The 17,045-nt window shown below is 74.6% G+C and carries 16 protein-coding genes; 5 read left to right on the top strand and 11 right to left on the bottom strand.

Annotation, left to right across the window (positions count from 1 at the left end):
* Nucleotides 1-337: 337 nt before the first annotated feature.
* On the top strand, nt 338-532 hold the full coding sequence (locus ABT093_RS36640) for an antitoxin (protein WP_350571684.1): 195 nt from the start codon (nt 338-340) through the stop codon (nt 530-532).
* 64 nt (nt 533-596) lie between these two features.
* On the opposite strand, the gene galE is transcribed toward ABT093_RS36640, so the two are convergent.
* The 3 genes from galE to ABT093_RS36625 all read right to left on the bottom strand — a co-directional run bounded on the left by galE (nt 597) and on the right by ABT093_RS36625 (nt 3,676).
* Nucleotides 597-1,616 (bottom strand): UDP-glucose 4-epimerase GalE, encoded by a 1,020-nt coding sequence (gene galE / locus ABT093_RS36635; protein ID WP_350571682.1) that lies wholly within the window; start codon nt 1,614-1,616, stop codon nt 597-599.
* A 725-nt stretch (nt 1,617-2,341) separates the two neighbouring features.
* The gene (locus ABT093_RS36630) at nt 2,342-2,809 is read right to left on the bottom strand and encodes a hypothetical protein (protein ID WP_350571681.1); all 468 of its coding nucleotides are present in this window, start codon (nt 2,807-2,809) and stop codon (nt 2,342-2,344) included.
* Nucleotides 2,810-2,896: 87 nt separating this feature from the next.
* The gene (locus ABT093_RS36625; RefSeq protein ID WP_350571679.1) at nt 2,897-3,676 is read right to left on the bottom strand and encodes a sigma 54 modulation/S30EA ribosomal C-terminal domain-containing protein; all 780 of its coding nucleotides are present in this window, start codon (nt 3,674-3,676) and stop codon (nt 2,897-2,899) included.
* A 506-nt stretch (nt 3,677-4,182) separates the two neighbouring features.
* Here ABT093_RS36625 and ABT093_RS36620 point away from each other — a divergent pair.
* Nucleotides 4,183-7,224: a cytochrome P450 gene (locus ABT093_RS36620; protein WP_350571677.1), complete on the top strand. Its 3,042-nt coding sequence runs from the start codon at nt 4,183-4,185 to the stop codon at nt 7,222-7,224.
* Nucleotides 7,225-7,394: 170 nt separating this feature from the next.
* Here the strand turns inward: ABT093_RS36620 and ABT093_RS36615 are convergent, their stop codons facing one another.
* From ABT093_RS36615 to ABT093_RS36600, 4 genes are all read right to left on the bottom strand, one after another.
* Nucleotides 7,395-7,550: a DUF6126 family protein gene (locus ABT093_RS36615; protein WP_350571676.1), complete on the bottom strand. Its 156-nt coding sequence runs from the start codon at nt 7,548-7,550 to the stop codon at nt 7,395-7,397.
* The gene (locus ABT093_RS36610; RefSeq protein ID WP_350571675.1) at nt 7,547-7,963 is read right to left on the bottom strand and encodes an ArsR/SmtB family transcription factor; all 417 of its coding nucleotides are present in this window, start codon (nt 7,961-7,963) and stop codon (nt 7,547-7,549) included. The genes ABT093_RS36615 and ABT093_RS36610 overlap by 4 nt, the downstream gene beginning before the upstream one ends.
* Before the next feature lie 199 nt (nt 7,964-8,162).
* Nucleotides 8,163-8,621, bottom strand: a complete 459-nt coding sequence (locus tag ABT093_RS36605; RefSeq protein ID WP_350571674.1) for a hypothetical protein — start codon at nt 8,619-8,621, stop codon at nt 8,163-8,165.
* A 271-nt stretch (nt 8,622-8,892) separates the two neighbouring features.
* The gene (locus ABT093_RS36600; RefSeq protein WP_350571672.1) at nt 8,893-9,720 is read right to left on the bottom strand and encodes a nucleotidyltransferase domain-containing protein; all 828 of its coding nucleotides are present in this window, start codon (nt 9,718-9,720) and stop codon (nt 8,893-8,895) included.
* Between the two features lie 215 nt (nt 9,721-9,935).
* Here ABT093_RS36600 and ABT093_RS36595 point away from each other — a divergent pair, with 215 nt between their 5' ends.
* On the top strand, nt 9,936-10,478 hold the full coding sequence (locus tag ABT093_RS36595) for a hypothetical protein (RefSeq protein ID WP_350571671.1): 543 nt from the start codon (nt 9,936-9,938) through the stop codon (nt 10,476-10,478).
* A 204-nt stretch (nt 10,479-10,682) separates the two neighbouring features.
* On the opposite strand, the gene ABT093_RS36590 is transcribed toward ABT093_RS36595, so the two are convergent.
* The 3 genes from ABT093_RS36590 to pdxR form a co-directional block, all read right to left on the bottom strand.
* Nucleotides 10,683-11,426: a hypothetical protein gene (locus ABT093_RS36590; RefSeq protein WP_350571669.1), complete on the bottom strand. Its 744-nt coding sequence runs from the start codon at nt 11,424-11,426 to the stop codon at nt 10,683-10,685.
* Nucleotides 11,427-11,603: 177 nt separating this feature from the next.
* A complete protein-coding gene (locus ABT093_RS36585) occupies nt 11,604-12,821 on the bottom strand; it encodes a glycoside hydrolase family 3 N-terminal domain-containing protein (RefSeq protein ID WP_350571667.1) in 1,218 nt (405 codons plus the stop codon).
* Between the two features lie 162 nt (nt 12,822-12,983).
* Complete coding sequence (gene pdxR / locus ABT093_RS36580) at nt 12,984-14,552, bottom strand: MocR-like pyridoxine biosynthesis transcription factor PdxR (RefSeq protein ID WP_502884394.1); 1,569 nt, start codon at nt 14,550-14,552, stop codon at nt 12,984-12,986.
* Between pdxR and ABT093_RS36575 the strand changes: the two genes are divergently transcribed.
* Complete coding sequence (locus ABT093_RS36575) at nt 14,551-15,414, top strand: methyltransferase domain-containing protein (RefSeq protein ID WP_350571663.1); 864 nt, start codon at nt 14,551-14,553, stop codon at nt 15,412-15,414. The genes pdxR and ABT093_RS36575 overlap by 2 nt on opposite strands.
* A gap of 69 nt (nt 15,415-15,483) precedes the next feature.
* Here ABT093_RS36575 and ABT093_RS36570 read toward each other — a convergent pair whose 3' ends face one another.
* On the bottom strand, nt 15,484-15,990 hold the full coding sequence (locus ABT093_RS36570; RefSeq protein ID WP_350571661.1) for a MarR family winged helix-turn-helix transcriptional regulator: 507 nt from the start codon (nt 15,988-15,990) through the stop codon (nt 15,484-15,486).
* A 99-nt stretch (nt 15,991-16,089) separates the two neighbouring features.
* On the opposite strand from ABT093_RS36570, the gene ABT093_RS36565 reads away from it, so the two are divergent.
* Nucleotides 16,090-17,037 carry an EamA family transporter gene (locus tag ABT093_RS36565; RefSeq protein WP_350571659.1) on the top strand — a complete coding sequence of 316 codons (948 nt, stop codon included), beginning with the start codon at nt 16,090-16,092 and terminating at the stop codon, nt 17,035-17,037.
* Nucleotides 17,038-17,045: the final 8 nt, after the last annotated feature.

Raw genomic sequence — 17,045 nt, 5'->3', positions numbered from 1 at the left:
GGACGGTCTGCTCGACGGGGTCGGACGCCCGGATGACGACGTCCGCGCGCCCGGCCTGGACGACGGTGCCGTGCACCGTGCTGTCCGTCAGCCGGGCAGGGGTGACGCGCCGGGGCGCGGTTCCGCCTCCCGGTCCGAGGTTCTCGCTCGTCGCCCGGTCATGCCCCACACCCCTTCCGAGTGCCGCCAGCAAACTTCTACAATCCTGTAGAGCAAGCCAGGAGCATACAAACCCACCCCCGCGAAGTCATCCCGCCGGGCCTCCGCACCGGAGAAACACCAGGTCAGCGGCGGCTAGGATGGCCACGAACCGCGCCGGACGAACAGAAGGACCATCATGTTCGAGAACCTCAAGAGCCTCGCCGACAAGGCCACCGACCTCGCCCGTGAGCACAGCGGCGCCATCACCCAGGGCCTGGACAAGGTCGCCGACGTCATCGACGACAAGACCGACGGCAAGTACAGCGGCCAGATCGACACCGCCGCCGACAAGGCCAAGGGCTTCATCAACGGTCTCGACGAGTCCAAGTAGCGGCACCCCGCCCCCGGCCGGACGCGGTCCGGGGGCGGCGCCGGTCGGTGTCCCGAAGGATCGCTCAGACGGTGGCGGCCAGGCGGGACGCCCAGTGCGACCGCCAGGCGAGCGCGTCCTCGACCCCCTCGGCGATGGTCCGGCGCGCCGTCCAGCCGAGCAGGTCGCGCGCGGCCGTCACATCGCTGTAGCAGCCGAGCACGTCGCCCGGCCGAGGCTCGGCCTCCCGGACGTCCAGCTTCGCGCCGATCGCCTGCTCGAAGGCGGCGACCAGCTCGCGGACGGTGGTGCCGTCGCCCGTACCGACGTTGACGACCCGGTAGCGCTCGGCGGCCCCGGGGGCGATCACCCGGTCGAACCGGACCAGCGCGGCGACATGGGCCTCGGCGACGTCCTGGACGTGGATGTAGTCGCGGATGCCCGAACCGTCCCGGGTCTCCCACTCGGTCCCGGTGATGGTGAACGGCGTGCCGTTGGTGTGCGCCTCGATCAACTTGCCCAGCGCGTGCGTCGGTGCGAGGTCCTGCAGCCCGGTGCGCAGCTGCGGGTCGGCGCCGATCGGATTGAAGTACCGCAGCGCGATGACCCGCGTCCCGCCGGCCCCCTCGCCGCGCGTCCAGTCCTGGAGCACCTGCTCCATCATCTGCTTGGTGCGCGCGTACGGGCTGTTCGCCTCGACCGGGCAGGACTCGTCGACGCGGCCGGTCGGGGTGGGCCGGTAGATCGAGGCCGAGCTGCTGAAGACCACCCGGGTGCAGCCGTTGCGCTGGAGCGACTCCAGCAGGTCGACGGTCTTGCCGACGTTCTCGCGGTAGTAGAACAGCGGCCGGGAGACCGACTCGGGGACGACGATCCGGGCGGCGCAGTGCAGCGTCGCGTCGATCTCGGGGTGCTCGGCGAAGATCCGGTCGACCAGTTCCGCGTCCGCGATGTCGCCTCGGTAGAACACCCGGCCCTCGACGAACTCGGGCCGGCCCTTGGAGAGGTCGTCGAGGACGACGGGGGTGATGCCGGCGTCCAGCAGGGCCGACGCCACGGTGCTTCCGATGTAGCCCGCCCCGCCGGTGATCAGAACCTTGCGCATGACCGGACGCTCCTTTCCCTCGGTCGGGCACCCGGTGATGCCCGTCGGGGTGGTGGACGACCGGTTCGCATGCGCCGGTTCCCCCGAACGGTGGACCGTCCGGCGCCCAGCCTCGGCGCACCCCAGGGCGCGCGGCGAGCGCGCGCGCCCCGCTGGGGGCGCGCACCGAGGGCGGCGGGGGTGCGCGCCGGGCGATGCAGCGACCGAGCGCGGGGCGGACGAACCGCGGCAGCGCCGGGAACGGGCGCGGGAAGGCGGGCACCGCGCACACAGCGGCGCCGGGGAGCGTACTCGGGGGGTGTACGCTCCCCGGCAGGGGGTGGTGGCGGCCACCGCACCGGTCGTCCGGAGGTCCGGACGCCGGTTGCCGTGACCGGAATGCTAGACCTGCGCGCAGGTCGTGACCAGAGCTCTGACCAGCTAATTTCCCGTCCAGGACATGCCACTTGACCCCCAGGAACCGCTCCGGCCCCGCCCGGCCCGACGGTCCGTCGACCATCGGGCGGGTGTCCGTCCGGCCCGCACCGGGCGGCGGACCGACGAGGCGTCACGAGCGCCCGGCCGCCCCCGGCACGCCTCCGTACGCGCCCTCGATCACCCAGCCGCCCCCCGGTCGCGGCGTGCGCCGACCGGCCGGAACCGGACGGTCCGCCGGGCCCGCTCCGTTCGTTCCACCCGGTTCCGCCGGACCCACCGGACCCACCGGGGTGCGCCCGCCCGCGCCGTCAGGCCGCGACGTCGAGCCGCTGCACGGCGAGGCGGGGGGCGCCGTGCCGGTGCAGGCCGGCGAGGCCCGCGGCGAGCCGCTGCGGGTCCCCGGTCAGCCAGAACCGCAGGGCGGCGGCCAGCGCCGCGCTCGCCGGGCCGATCCGCAGCCCGCTGACGGCGGCGATCCGCTCGCCGACCAGCGGGAGCAGGTCGGCCACCGGCGCCGGCAGCCAGAGGGTCACCGCGCACGGGGCGGGCCGGTGCAGCACCCGCAGCAGCCGCGACATGCCCAGGTCCCCGGCGGCGCCGGGCAGCACCGCTCCGGCCGGCAGCGTGGGCAGGACGTGCAGGCCGGGGATGACGTCGAGCAGACCGTCCACGACCACGTCCGACACGTCGGTGCCGTGGCCGCGCGCGAGTTCGCGCAGCAGGGCCCGCTCGGCAGCCGTGATCCTGACGGTCAGCATGACTTCTTCGCAGTCCATGGTCCCAGTTCCCGTCCAGAGCTTGAGGGTGTGCTCGTCCGTTGTCGGTCGTGTACCGGTCAGCCCGTGCCGATCATTACCTGCCCGTCAGCGGGCTCCGGCTATCGGCGTGATCAAGCCATAGTGACCGTCGTAGCGGCGGTAGAGCACCCGGCCGCGGCCGTCACGGGGATCGGTGTGGAACACGAACGGCCAGCAGGTGAGCCAGAGTTGGCGGGCGGCCTCGGCCGGCTCCAGCCGCGGCGCCGGGTGCGGGCTCTCGGTGAGCGGCAGCCCCGAGCCGCCGAGCCGGACCGTGGAGTGCGCCCGGACCAGCCGGAACCCGCCACCACCCGGCCTGCGGTGGACCACGCTGTCCTGGCCGGTCAGCGCGTCCGAGAAGAGGTGGAACCGGTAGTCCAGCGCCAGCATCTCGCGCACCGCCTGCTCGGGCGTGCGGCGGGCCAGTCGCACGGACTTGTGCCGGACGATCCGCCGTTCGGCGAGCGGGCGCCGCGCGTACTGCGGCCGGTAGGAGCTCTCGAACGCCGAGGCCAGGCCTACGTCTCCCAGCTCGCGCAGCCGTACCGCGCGCCCGGCCAGGGTGCCGAGCGCCAGGTCGACCGCCTCGCGCACCGTGACGGTGGCCAGTTCCACCCGCACCCGGCCGGCACCGTCGAGGTCCACCGAGGCCTGGGCGACGGCGGGCCTGGTGACCGACCGGTCGCGCGGCCGGGTGAGCCGCAGCCGGGCGGCGTGCGCGTCCGGCCCGAGGTCCGTGATCAGCGCCAGCGACCGGGCCCGGGCGTACTCGGCGTCCTCGCGGGGCAGTTCGCCCCGGATCTCCAGACGGACGTCGAGGGCGGGCCGGTGGCGCAGACGGGTCATCAGAGGGTCCTCCTTGGTTCCGCACCATGCTGGACCTGTGTGCACCGTCCCGCCGAGGGCCGAAAGGCCCTGCCTGCCAGGCAGGACGGCCCCGGCGGGTGCCCGAAGAGGTGTCCGAGGAGGTGTCCGAGGGGTTTCGCGATGAGTTTCCCGAGGGGGGCGCGGACGGGTGTGCCGACCGGCGCGCGACCCGGTGCGCGGCCCGCGTCCGCCGGGGCGCCATCATCGGGACACGCCGCACAGACCTTGAGGACACTCCACCAATGGAGTGATCCATCCGAGTACGGCGCAACGCTCGCGGGACCGGCGCGTTTCCCATGGCGTGCGCCCTCTGTCCAAGGCGCGCGCGGGGTTCTGCGTCCACAGGCCCCCGAATCCCGGCTGTCGCGGCGGCGGCTCCGGTGGTACCGCAGCGCCGGGCCGGCCGACCGGTCCGACACCCGGCCGGTCACGCCGGGCCGTCCCACCGGTCCGTCCCCCCGGTCCATCTGGTGAGAGGTGATGTCATGATCCTGACGAACGAGACCCACAGACCGTCCGCCCCGCCCAGAACCGCCTCGGCGGGTCGCCGCCCGGCCCTCCCCCCGTTCGCCCCGGGCGCCGTCCCCGGCCTCGGCCACGCCCCCGCGCTGCTGCGCGACCCGCTCGGCTTCCTCGGCTCGCTCGCCCAGCACGGCGAGGTGGTCCGGATCCGGCTCGGACCGCGCACGGTCTGCGTGGTCACCGACGCCGGGCTGGTCCACACCCTGCTGGTGGCCCTCGCCCACGACTGCCCGCGCGGCGCCGTCCAGGACACCCTCAAGACCGCCTTCGGGGACGGCCTGCTGATGTCCGAGGGCCGCGCCCACCGCGACCGCCGCCGGATCATCCAGCCCTCCTTCGGGCCGGACCGGATGGCCGAGTACCTCGCCGTCATGCACCAGGTGACCGAGGAGCGCGCCGCGCGCTGGCAGCCCGGCGAGGTCCTCGACGTGGCCAAGGAGATGAACCACCTCGCACTGGAGATCGTCACCCGGGCGCTGTTCGACGCCCGGCTGAGCGAGGACGCCACACTCGCCTTCCACCGGGCCCTGCCCGACATGGTGAAGGGCCAGATCGTCCAGTCGCTCTACCCGCACCGGGCCTTCGCCCGGCTGCCGCTGCCGGTCAACCGGCGCTTCGACGCGGCGGTCCGGGTGCTCAACCAGGTCGTCGACCAGGCCGTCAACGGCACCTCCGCCGGGACCGTGGGCGGCACGGCGACCGGAAGCACGTGCGGGACCGCGGCCGGCGCCGCGGCGCACTCGCCGTTCGGCGGCGGGTGCCCGGTGACCGGCGCGGCCGGACGGCGCGGGACCACCCTGCCCGCGCTGCTGCGCGCCGCCGTCGACCCCGCCACCGGCCGGCCGCTCACCGAGGCGGACGTCCGCTCCGAGGCGATCACCATGTTCGGCGCCGGCACCGAGACCGTCTCCACCACGCTCACCTGGCTGATCGACGAGCTGGTCCGCCACCCGCGGATCGAGGCGCGCGTCCTGGCCGAGCTGGACGAGCACCTCCCGGCCGGCACCGTGCCCACCCCGGAGGCGCTCGCCCGCCTCACCTACACCCGCGCGGTCACCCAGGAGGTGGTCCGGCTGCACGCGCCGAACGCCTTCCTGATGCGCACCGCCACCGTGCCGGTCGAACTGGGCCGGTACCTCGTCCCGGCCGGCACCGAGCTGCTCTACAGCCTCACCGCGATCCACCGCGACCCCGCGCTGTACCCCGAGCCGCTCCGCTTCCACCCCGGCCGCTGGTACGGCACGGGCCAGGCACGGGGCCAGGGCGGCGGGGGCGTCGCCCGGCAGGCGTTCCTGCCGTTCGGCGCCGGCAAGCACAAGTGCATCGGCGAGGCCTTCGCCTGGGCCGAGCTGACGGTGGCGGCCGCCGCCATCCTGCGCCGCTGGCGCCCGACGGCCCTGCCCGGGTCCCGGGCCCGCGAGGTGGTGTGGACGACCGTCCAGGCCCAGGGCCTGCGCGTGCGGCTCACGCCGCGCGGCGGCCGCGCCCCGCACGCCGTCGGCCCGCGCCGCACGCCGTCGGCCGGCCATGACGACGCGCCCGCCCAGTGCGTCCCGGTCATCGGCCCGCGCCGGCCCGAATCCGGTCCGCGCGGTCCGCGGCCGGGTGAGACGGGTCCGGCGGGCGCTCCCGGGTCCACCGGGTCCACCGGCCCCGCCGCGCCAGCCGGTCCGGCGGGGCCGCGCCGGTCGACCGTGCTCCCCGCCCAGTCCTCCCTCGCCAACCGCCGGTCCGCCGCCACCGAGCATCCGCAGGCGAGCGCGCTGCGGACCTCGGCCCGCACGGTGGCGCGCACCGGCGGCCCCCGGACCGGCACGACCACGCGCAGCATCACGGTCGACCCGGCCCTCGCCGTACGCCCGGTCACCTACCTCGGACCGCTCACGACGCTCGGACCGGTCACCACCCTCGGGCCGGTCACCACCGTGCGGCAGATCGCCACGGCCCGCCGGGTCACCGCGGTCCGGCAGATCACCGCCGTCCCCCGGACCGCGCTGCCGCTCCGTCCCGAGACACCGACCGCCCCGGCGGCCCGCCCGGCCGCCCGGCGCGCGCCCGACGTCCTGCGCCCGCTGGGCGAGCCACGCGCCCCCGGCGAGCTGCGTGCCCCCCGCGAGCTGCGCGCCGCCGCGGCACGGCACAGCGACTGGGCCCTCGCCCACGGTCTGCTCGCCCCCGAGGACCTCGCGCGGTACCACACCTACGCGCTGCCCGAGCTGATCGGCCACTCCTACCCGCGCGCCCGCGGCACCGAGCTGGACCTGCTGATCGACATCCTCGGCTGGTTCACCATCCTCGACGACCGCTTCGACGGCCCGCCCGGCCGCGACCCCGCCGAGGCCCGCGCCATCGTCGAGCCGCTGCTCGCCGTGCTGGACGGCCGGCCCGTTCCCACGGGTACGTCGCAACCCCACCTGCTCGACGCCTGGCGGGAGCTGTGGCAACGCCAGAGCGCCCCCATGCCGCCGGGCTGGCGGCGGCGCGCCGCCGCCGAGTGGCGCTCCTGTCTGGAGACCTTCCTCGCGGAGACCGCCCACCGGGCCGCCCGCACCCAGCCCGACCTGGCCGAGACCGTTCGGCTGCGGCGCCATGCCAGCTGTCTCTACCCGTTCATGGACATACTGGAGCACGTCCACGGCGGCGAGGCACCGGCCGGGCTGCACGCCGACCCCGCCCTGCACCGCCTGCGCGCGAACACCGCCGACGCGGCCACTCTGATCAACGACCTCTACTCGGCCGACCGCGAGGAACGCCAGAACGTCGCGGCCTTCAACACCGTGCTCACCCTGCAACGGATCCGCGGCTGCACCCGCAGCCGGGCCGCCCGGGCGGTCGGGGCCCGGATCGCCGGGCTGACGGTGGAGAGCGAGACGCTGCGCCGCAGCCTGCTGCTCCGGCACCCCGCGGGCCGCTGGTACCTCGACGGCACCCGGGAACTGGTCGAGGGCGTCTACGCGTGGACCAGCACCAGCCGCCGCTACACCGGGGAGGACGCCCCGCGCTGATCCCGGCCCGGCGGCCGGCGCACCGCGGCGAACCGGTCCCGGCCGCTCCCCGGCCGGGACCGGTCGTCGTGTCCCGCCCCGTCCTGTCCTGCCTGTCCCGTGCTACCGGGTCCGGCCGGGCCCGTTCGCCCCCGGTCCGGTCGCTTCCAGTCCGTTCGCCTCCGGTCCGGTCACTTCCGGTCGCCGAGGGCGAACAGCAGCAGGACGAACCCCGCGAACAGGTGCGTGGCGAAGATGTAGATGCCCGCCCGGATCAGCATCGCCTTGCGCCGCGCCTTCTCCTCCCGCGTGGCCTCGTTCTCCGCCCCGCCGGTGTTCTCGCTCATGCCCGGGCACTCCTTCGGTCGGCGGGCCGGTCATCGCTCGCCTCGGGCGCGGCGCCGGCGGCACCGGCGGCACCGGCGGCACCGGCTTCCGGCGCCCGCAGCTCGGTGAGCAGCGCCCCCTGGTCGGTGATCAGCTCGGTCAGGATCCGCCGCGCGGCCCGCAGCAGCTCGGCGACGTCCGGCGTGCTCAGGGCGTACACGACGGTGTTGCCCTCGCGGGTCGCGGTGACCAGCTGGGTGCGGCGCAGCACCGCGAGCTGCTGGGAGAGGTTCGAGGGCTCGATCTCGATCGAGGCCAGCAGCTCGCGCACCGGCCGCGGCCCGTCCTGGAGCAGTTCCAGTACGCGGATGCGCACCGGGTGCCCGAGCGTGCGGAAGAACTCCGCCTTCGCCTGGTACAGCGGGACCGGCATCGTCCGTCTCTCCCTGCACGTCTCTGGATGGGGCCTGGTTCGGCCCGTTCGGCGGGAAGCATCATCGTTGCAGATGAAGATTTCTTCAAGTCGTCACGGTCGTCCGCCCGCGCACGAGCGGGAAGGGAGCAGGGCGGGCCCGGGGTCACCAGCACCCCGGGCCCGCCCCATTTGCCACCGGTCTACAGCGACCGCGTCATCAGCAGGGCACCACGACGTCGACGGTCACCGGGGCCGGCGACCACGGGAAGGTGGCGACGCTGAAGCTGCCGTGCACGGTGGAGCCGCACGGCACGGTCCCGCCGACCCCCGGCACCTTCACCGTGCTGGCGGTGAACAGGGTCCGGCCGCTGACCGAACCGAGCGACGCGCCGCCGACGACCTGGCCGGAGAGGCCGGTCAGCAGCTCGACGGTCTGCGGCGTGGTGCCCGGGGTCGGCGGGCCCGCCAGGCTGATCTGGCCGTACAGCTGGACGCTGTCGCCGGTCACCTCGGCACAGACCTTGGTGGACAGGCCGGCCTGCAGGCCGGACGCGCCGCAGGTCACGGTGGTGCCGGTGGTGGTCGCCTGCGCGGCGTTCGCCTGGGCCGGAACCGCCAGCAGCGCCGCCGCTCCGGCGATCCCGGCGGCCGTCAGGGTGAGTCGGTTCATCCGCATGATCCCGCTCCTCTTCGTTTCTTCTCTTCGTTGACAAGGGCTTCTGAGTGCCACATGTGACATGTCACATGTGGCACGGCAGAACTCTGACAGGGGAATCGAATGCCGAAAAGGACCAAGATCCAAACAGTCGATGATCAGACTGGAAACCGGCCTTCGATGGCGCAATAACGATCTTGGTCGGCGTCCGGGCCCGGCCCTGGGCCTGGGTTTGGATTTGGGCTTGGATTTGGGCTTGGGCTTCGGCCTGGGCTTCGGCCTGGGCGGCCGGTCACTCCCCCAGGGGCAGGCGATCCGCCCCCAGCCGCCGGGCACTCTCGATCGCCATGTCCATGAACGCGAGCGCGTCGGCCCGCCGGACGAACGGGTTCGGGTAGAGCGAGCGCTGCCGCCCGTCCTCACGGACCCGCAGGCACTCGTCCACGATCCGGCGCCACCGCTCGTCGAACACCACCCTGGCGTACTCGCCCGCCCCGCGCTTGGAGGCGATCCGCCCGGTGGCCAGCGTGTAGTGCAGCCGGCTCACCCCCAGCACACCCCAGGCCGGCCCCCGCCCGTTCAGGCAGGCCAGCCCCGGCCCCGACACCAGCCGCGAGGAGCGCCGCCACCACGGGCGCCAGTACTCCTCCAGGTTGCCGACCGTCCAGGCGGCCAGCTCCCGCGGATCCGTGTCGATCATCAGTTCCTGGGCCCGCGGCCCGCACAGCGTGACACCCTGCCGTGCCAGCGTGTGCCAGAGCACCGGTGTGCGGTCGGACCGCACCCGGCGCCGGAGCGTCCCGCCGAACACGTGCGGCCCCGGCGCCGCCTGTGCCGGCGAGCCCGCCAGCTCGTGCCAGGTGAGGTAGGGGCCGTCGAACGCGGGGCGCGGGTAGCGGACCGCGAGCCGGGCGTGCGCACGCTCCAGTCCGGCGAGCTGCTCCCCCGTCACCGGGTCGGCGGTCACGGCCACGAAGTCGATGTCGCTCCGCGCCGGGTGGAAGTCGCCCAGGGCCGTCGAGCCGACCACGTACAGGCCCTCGACCAGTCCGGGCGCGGCGGCGTCGACCAGGGACAGATAGGCATCGGCGATCTCGTGTACGAGAGGGTGCACAGTCACGGCGAAAAGCCTGCCATCTTGCTGACCCTCCGTGTCCGCTCGTTTCCGCTAAGCATCGGCGCGTGTTGGCCACCCGTGCACCCTCTTCACGCCACCCTCACCCCTTTTCGCGCCACTCCCGCGCCACCCCGCACCGAACGCGGATCAGTGGGGCCGGTCCAGTAGGGTCGGCCCGCGACGGGTGTCCCGCCGGGGCCGGGGCCGGGGAGGTTGACGTGTTGGTCGGATCGCGGACCGGATTCGGTCTGGAGTTCCCCATCGAACAGGCCCCGGGACTGCTGTGCGTCGACGTCTTCGTCGGCGGGCTCCACGTGAACACGTGGGACAACGCGTTCTACCCACCACTGCTGGTCAAGAAGCTCAAGGACGAGCTCGGCCGCTTCCGCACGCCGGCCGCGCTGCCGACGGGGTTCACCTCGCCGTCCGAGTCCTTTCTCACCGCCGAGAGGTGGATGTACGACGGCTCCCGCACCGGGACCTCGTCCGGAACCGAGGAGGCACTCGCACGGTGTGCCTTCCTGGAGTGGGGCGAGTGCACCGACGAGGTGACGGCCTTCGCCTTCCCCGACGGCGACCGACTGCACCTCGTCTGCCGGGTACGCGACGGAGGCGGCCCCGCCTGGGGCACCGAGGCCCGCCACGAGCCGACGGTGGCGTCGGTGAGCCGCCCGGCCCTCCTCGACACACTGGAACGCGGCCTCGCCCTCGCCGAACACGAGTGGTCCACCCGCCTCACCGCCCCCAAGGGCCACCTCTAGGAGGCGTTCACGGGGCTGCGGTCGCGGCGGCTCGCGCCACTGATCGGGGTCTCGACGGCGACGGCGGGCCGCATCGTGAAGCGCCTCGGCCCGCACCACGAGGCACAGGCCGTCGCCCACCCGCACGACCTCGCCCGAACCGCATGAAGCCAGCAGGCCGGACCACACACCGACCTGCCCACGCCCGGGCTTCTGCAACAGGCTTCAGCGCGGCACGTCCGCGCCCTTGTCCCAGTGCCGGTCGAAGTACGAGCGGAAGTAGGCCGCCGCCTCGCCGCCCTCGATGCGCATGCCGGCCACCCGGTCGTCGGTGGTGAAGGCGAGGAACACCCCGTCACCCATGATGGCCATGCTCATCAGGTCCGCCTCGATCGGCCAGCTCACCTCGCGGATGTGATACCTGCTCAGGTCCCGGGTGTCCTGCCGGTGCTGCGCCGTCCAGCGCGCGTACTCCGGTGACGGGCCTGAGCAGAACAGTCGACGGACGGACCCGCCCTGCCGCGCCCAGTCGAGCACGGCCTCGAAGTACGCGGCGAAGGCCGGCGTCGAGTCGCTGAAGGTGTCCGGGGTCCCGATCCTCATGTACCAGGTGTCGAGATGGCTGGGATTGTGTTTCCGCAGGTAGTCGGTGGCCGCCCGGTAGAACTCGGCGGCGTCCGGGTAGTGCTCCACCCGGGAGAACGCTGCGGAGCGGAACTCCCTTTGCAGCGATGCCAGTTCGATGCGCAGGTCGGCGATCTCCCGCTGCGCCCCCTTCAGTGGCAGCAGCAGCCGCAGGATCGCGTAGACCGCCGCGAAGAGGAACGGCATCAGCCAGGTCGGCGGCACGTCGAACACCGCCGCGACGGTCGACCCGACGACGACCAGCGCGCAGGCGACGGCGAACCCCCGCTCCTCCCATCGGTCGATCAGGCTGCCCGTATTCGGCGCGCCTTGCGGATGAGCCATGAATCCCCCACGTCACCCTCTGGCAGGTCGTCAGATCATAGACCTGTAGCTGACCTTCGCGTGCCCGGTCGGCGGGGCGCACGAGGTACGCCACCGGGGTTCCGGCGCACGCCGGGAGCTCGCTGGGGAGCACGCCGGAAGCACGCCGGAGTCGGTGAGGGGAGATACCGGGGGCCGTCAGGAGGCGGTGAAGGAGGTGCGGAGGGCGTCGACGCGGCGGACGGCCTCGGTGAAGCCGGCGGTGTCGAGGCGGCCGCTGTCGAGCGCGGTGGCGAGGGCCTCGACGGCGGCGTCGCCCTGCTGGACGTCGCGGGCCGAGCAGAGCAGGAGGTCCATGCCGGCGTCGGCGGCGGCGACAGCCCGCTCGCCCACGTCACCGAAGGCGGCGAGGGCGCCGGCTTCGAGGGCGTCGGTGATGGTCACGCCGCGGAAGCCGAGGCGCTCGCGCAACTCGCCCTGGACGATGGTGCGCGAGAGGCCAGCCGGACGGTAGGCGTCGAGGGCCGGGTAGACCGCCCAGGAGGTCATGACCAGCCGGACCCCGGCGGCGATGGCGGCGCGGTACGGCTCCTCGCCGCGGGCCCTGAGGTCGGCGAGCGGGACCGGGAGGACGACGGGACGCTCGTCGGTGTTCTCCTCGCGGGCGGCGGCGCCGAGGCCCGGGAAGTGCTTGGCCGTCGCGGCGACACCGAGGCGCTGCTGGGCGGCCAGGAAGGCGGATCCCGACTCGGCCACCACGTCCGGCTTCTGGCCGTAGGAGCGCTCGAAGTGGTCGATGAAGTTGTCGGGCGTGTCGAAGACGTCGAGCACGGGGGCGAGGTTGACGTTCAGGCCCGCCTCGCTCAGCGTGCCGGCCGCTCCGGCCCCGGAGCGGGCCGCCTCGCCGGCCGGGTCGGCGGCCAGGCCGGTCTTCCGGGCGGAGAGGTCCGGGGCGCCGGGCAGTCGGCGGACCTTCCCGCCCTCCTGGTCGGTCATCAGCAGGAGCGGGGACGCTGACGGGGCCTCGGCCGCCGCCTGCCGCAACTCGGCGACGCTGGCCTGGAGTTTGCGCACCGAGGGGACGTTGTCCTTGAAGAAGATGACGCCGGCGGCGCGGCCCGCCCGGACGGCGTCGAGCAGCGCGGCGGGTGGGGTGTCGCCGGAGTAGGAGTAGATGACCCGGCGGCCGGCGAGCTGGAGCGATTCGGTGGTGGGCACGAGAGGCGTCCTCTCCGTGGAGATGGGGGGTGTCGGGGCCGTCGCGCCGGGTTCGGCCGAGCGCTCGACGGGCTGGGGCGGCCGGGCGGCGTCTCCCGCGCCGGGCGGGTCCAGCCGGGCGAGCGGGGCTGACGGGGCCAGGGCGGAGAACAGCAGGGCGAGGAGCGCGACATGGACGGTTCGGCGGGGTATCGGCATCCGGCCTCCCTCGGTCGGGTCCGGGCGGTCGGGGCTCGGGGCTCGGGGCTCGGGGCTCGGGGCTCGGGGCTCGGGCGAACGACGGTGCGCCCGGAGTGTGCCCGGGGCGCCCGGGGGCGCCCGGCCCAGGATGGCGGGGCGCGCGAGGTGACACCAGCAGCCTCACCCCAACTGTGGTCGTCCCGCCTCCCGGAGCAGCCGTCCGAGGACGGCGACGCCCTCCTCGATCTCGCCGGGCGCTCCGGCGGCGTAGCCGAGGACCAGCCCCGGCGCGTGCGGCAGCCGGGCGTGCCAGGAGAGCGGCTGCACCTTGACGCCGTGGGCCAGCGCCGCCGTGGCGAGCTCGGTGTCCGTGCAGGCCAGGCCGTCGGGGAAGGTGACCAGGAGATGCAGTCCGGCCGACGCCCCGTGGACGACGGCGCCGGGCAGATGGGCGGCGATCGCGGCGGTCATCGCGTCGCGGCGGCGCCGGTGGCGCGGGCGCAGCAGCCGCAGGTGGCGCTCCAGCGCGCCGGAGTCCATCAGCCGGGCGAGGACGAGCTGGGGCAGCGCGGCGTTGCCGAGGTCACTGAGCCGTTTGGCGTCGACCAGGAGGTCCCGGTAGCGGGCGGGGGCGAGCATCCAGCCGGTGCGCAGGGCGGGGGCGAGCAGCTTGGAGACGCTGCCGAGGTAGAGCACGTGGTCGGGGTGGACGCCGCGCAGTGCGGGCACCGGCGGGCGGTCGTAGCGGTGTTCGGCGTCGTAGTCGTCCTCGATGACGAGCCCGCCCTCCGCCGCCCACCGGAGCAGCTCGCGCCGCCGGGCGCCGCCGAGGACCACGCCGGTCGGGAACTGGTGGGCGGGTGTGAGCAGGACGGCGCGGGCGCCGGTGGCGCGCAGCGCGTCGACCCGGATGCCCTCGGCGTCGACGGGGACGGGCGGGGTGGCGGTGATCCGGTGGCCGAGGTGCTGGCGGGTGCCGAGTGAGCCCGGGTCCTCGACGGCGACCGCGTCGAGGCCGGTCGCGCGGAGCACCTCGCCGGCCAGGGCCAGGGCCTGCGCGGCCCCGGCCACGATGAGGACGTCCTCGGGGTCGGCGCGGATGCCGCGGTTGCGGCCGAGCCAGTCGGCGACCGCGCGGCGCAGGGCGGGGGTGCCGCGCGGGTCGCCGTAGCCGAAGTCCCGGGCGGCGAGGTCGTGCAGGACGGCGCGCTCGGCGCGCAGCCAGGCGGTGCGGGGGAAGGCGGCGAGGTCAGGGACTCCGGGTGAGAGGTCGATCCGGGCGGGGGCGTTGCGCAGGGCGTCGAAGCTGGCCGGGACGGGTGTGCCGTCGAAGGGTGCGTCGGGGTCGGGGGCGGGGGCGGGGGCGGGGACTGCCCCGGGTGCTGGATGTATCGGACGTACCGGGTGCGCCGGGGCCCGGACGAGCGGGTCGACCACGATGGTGCCGCCCCTGCCCCTCCCCGCGATCCGCCCCTCCTCGGTGAGCCGGCGGTAGGCGTCGGTGACCACGCCCCGGGAGACCCGGAGGTCGGCGGCGAGCACGCGGGTGGCGGGCAGCCGGCTGCCGACCGGCAGCCGGCCGTCGGCGATCGCCTGCCTCAGCCGCCGGGCCAGCCAGTCCGCGAGTCCGCCGGCGGGGGCCTCGCCGGGGTCGAGCTGGAGGAAGTCGGCACCGGCGGTTGTGGACCTGTCGACCAGCCGTTCATTGGACCTGTGCACCGGTCCATTGTGCCGGGAGGGTGGGGGCATGACGACGAACACCCCGCTCCCCACCGACCTTCGCCCCGCGCCGGTCCCCGGCACCGGCCACGCCTATGTGCACGGCTACTCCCCCACCGAGGCCCGGCGCCTCGGCGACCAGGCCGACACCCTCGCCGACCTGCTGCACGCGGGCACCGCCTACCCGCCGGGCAGCCGGGTCCTGGAGGTCGGCTGCGGCGTCGGTGCGCAGACGGTGCACCTGCTGGCCACCAGCCCCGGCGTGCTGCTGACCGCCGCCGACATCTCGGCGGACTCGCTGGCGCTGGCGCGGGCCCGGGTCGCCGCGCACGCACCCGACGCGCGGGTCGACTGGCACCACGGCGACCTGCACCGGCTGCCCTTTCCCGACGCCTCCTTCGACCACCTCTTCGTCTGCTTCGTCCTGGAACACCTCGCCGACCCGACGGCGGCGCTGGCCGCGCTGCGCCGGGTGCTGAGGCCCGGCGGCACCATCACCGTGATCGAGGGCGACCACGGCACCGCGTGCTTCCACCCGCGCGGCGAGGCCGCGCAGCGGGTCGTCGACCACCTGGTCCGGCTCCAGGCGGACGGCGGCGGGGACGCCCTGATCGGGCGGCGGCTGCAGCCGCTGCTCACCGACGCCGGCTTCCGGGACGTCGCGGTGGGCCTGCGCACGATGTACGCCGACACCACCCGGCCGGCGCTGGCCGAGGGGTTCACCCGGCGCACCTTCGTCGCGATGGTCGAGGCGGTGCGGGCCGAGGCCATTGGGGCCGGCCTCAGCACGGACGAGGCGTTCGACCGCGGCCTCGCCGAGCTGCGCCGTGCGGCGGAGCCGGGCGGGACCTTCCACTACACCTTCTCCAAGGCGGTCGCGGTCAACCCTTGACGGTCGGCCCCCGACGGTCGGCCCCCGACGGCGGGCGGGGGCAGGGCGCCGGCCGGCGGTGGCGCGTGGTCACTCCGGGCTGTCGCCGAGGGTGGTGAGCACGACGCGCAGGGCGTCGATGAACGCGGCGGTCTGCGCCTCGTCCAGCCCGGCCAGGACACGGCGCTCGGTGGCGAGGTGGTCGGGCAGGGCGCGGTCCATCAGGGCGTACCCCTCGTCGGTGAGCGCGACGTCGCGACTGCGCCCGTCGGAGCCGCTGGCGGTGCGGGTCACCAGGCCTCGGGCCTCCAGCCGGTCGAGACGCTGGCTGATCGCGCCGGAGGTGACCATCGCGGACCGCATCAGGCCGGTCGGGGTGAGCCGGTACGGCGGGCCACTGCGGCGGAGGGTGGCGAGCACGTCGAAGGAGGCGAAGTCGAGGTCGTGCCGGGCGAAGGTCTCCTTCAGCTCGGCGTCGACCAGGCGGGTGAGCCGCTTGAGGCGGCCGAGCACCTCCATCGGCGAGACATCCAGGTCGGGACGCTCCGCGCCCCACTGCCGCACCACCCGGTCCACATGATCTTCGCGTTCTGCCATGCCCTCCAGCCTAAACGATGCCTTAGCGGTGAGATACCTCACAGCAGCCCACCCCCAACACCCCGCCCGGATTCCTTAGCGCTGAGATACATTGGCTTAGTGCTAAGGAATCGACTCGCCATCGTGCTGCTCACCGCCCTCGCCCCCGCCATCTGGGGCTCCACCTACCTGGTCACCACCGAGCTGCTGCCGCCCGGGCGCCCGCTGCTCGCCGGGGTCCTCCGCGCCCTGCCCGCCGGGCTGCTGCTCATCGCCCTCACCCGCCGCCTGCCCAAGGGCAGCTGGTGGTGGCGCTCGCTCGTCCTCGGCACGCTGAACATCGGCGCCTTCTTCGCCCTCCTCTTCGTCGCCGCCTACCGCCTTCCCGGTGGCGTCGCCGCCACCGTCGGCGCCGTCCAGCCACTGATCGCCGCCGGCCTCTCGGCCGCCCTCCTGGGCGACCGCCTCTCGCTGCGCACCCTCCTCTCCGGCATCGCCGGCGTGGCCGGGGTCAGCCTGCTCGTCCTGCGTGCCAACGCCCAGCTGGACGCCCTCGGCATCCTGGCCGCGCTCGGCGGCGCGGTGGTGATGGCCACCGGTGTCGTCCTCTCCAAGCGCTGGACCTCACCGGCCCCGCTGCTCGCCACCACCGGATGGCAGCTCACCGCGGGCGGTCTGCTGCTCCTTCCGGTCGCCCTGCTGGTCGAGGGGCCGCCGCCGTCCCACCTCACCGGCGCCAACCTGCTCGGCTACGGCTACCTGAGCCTGATCGGCGCGGCCGTCGCCTACGCGCTCTGGTTCCGCGGCATCCGCGCCCTGCCGCCCACCTCGGTCACCTTCCTCGGTCTGCTCAGCCCCGTGGTCGCCACCGCCCTCGGCTGGCTCGTGCTCGGCCAGGACCTCGCGCCCGTCCAGGCACTCGGCGCGCTGATCGTGCTCGGCTCGCTCGTCGCCGCGCAGACCCAGCGACCGCGCACCCCGTCGAAGGTGGTCGCCGCCTCCTCCGACGCCGCTTCCGACGGCGCCGCCGCCGACCGCGCCGACACCCGCACCCGCCAAACCGCCTGACCGCCTGA

It is taken from the genome of Kitasatospora sp. NPDC002551, assembly GCF_040296005.1.
GTDB lineage: Bacteria > Actinomycetota > Actinomycetes > Streptomycetales > Streptomycetaceae > Kitasatospora.
Note: the sequence above shows the minus strand (reverse complement) of the source record. Positions and strands in the feature narration are given on the sequence as shown.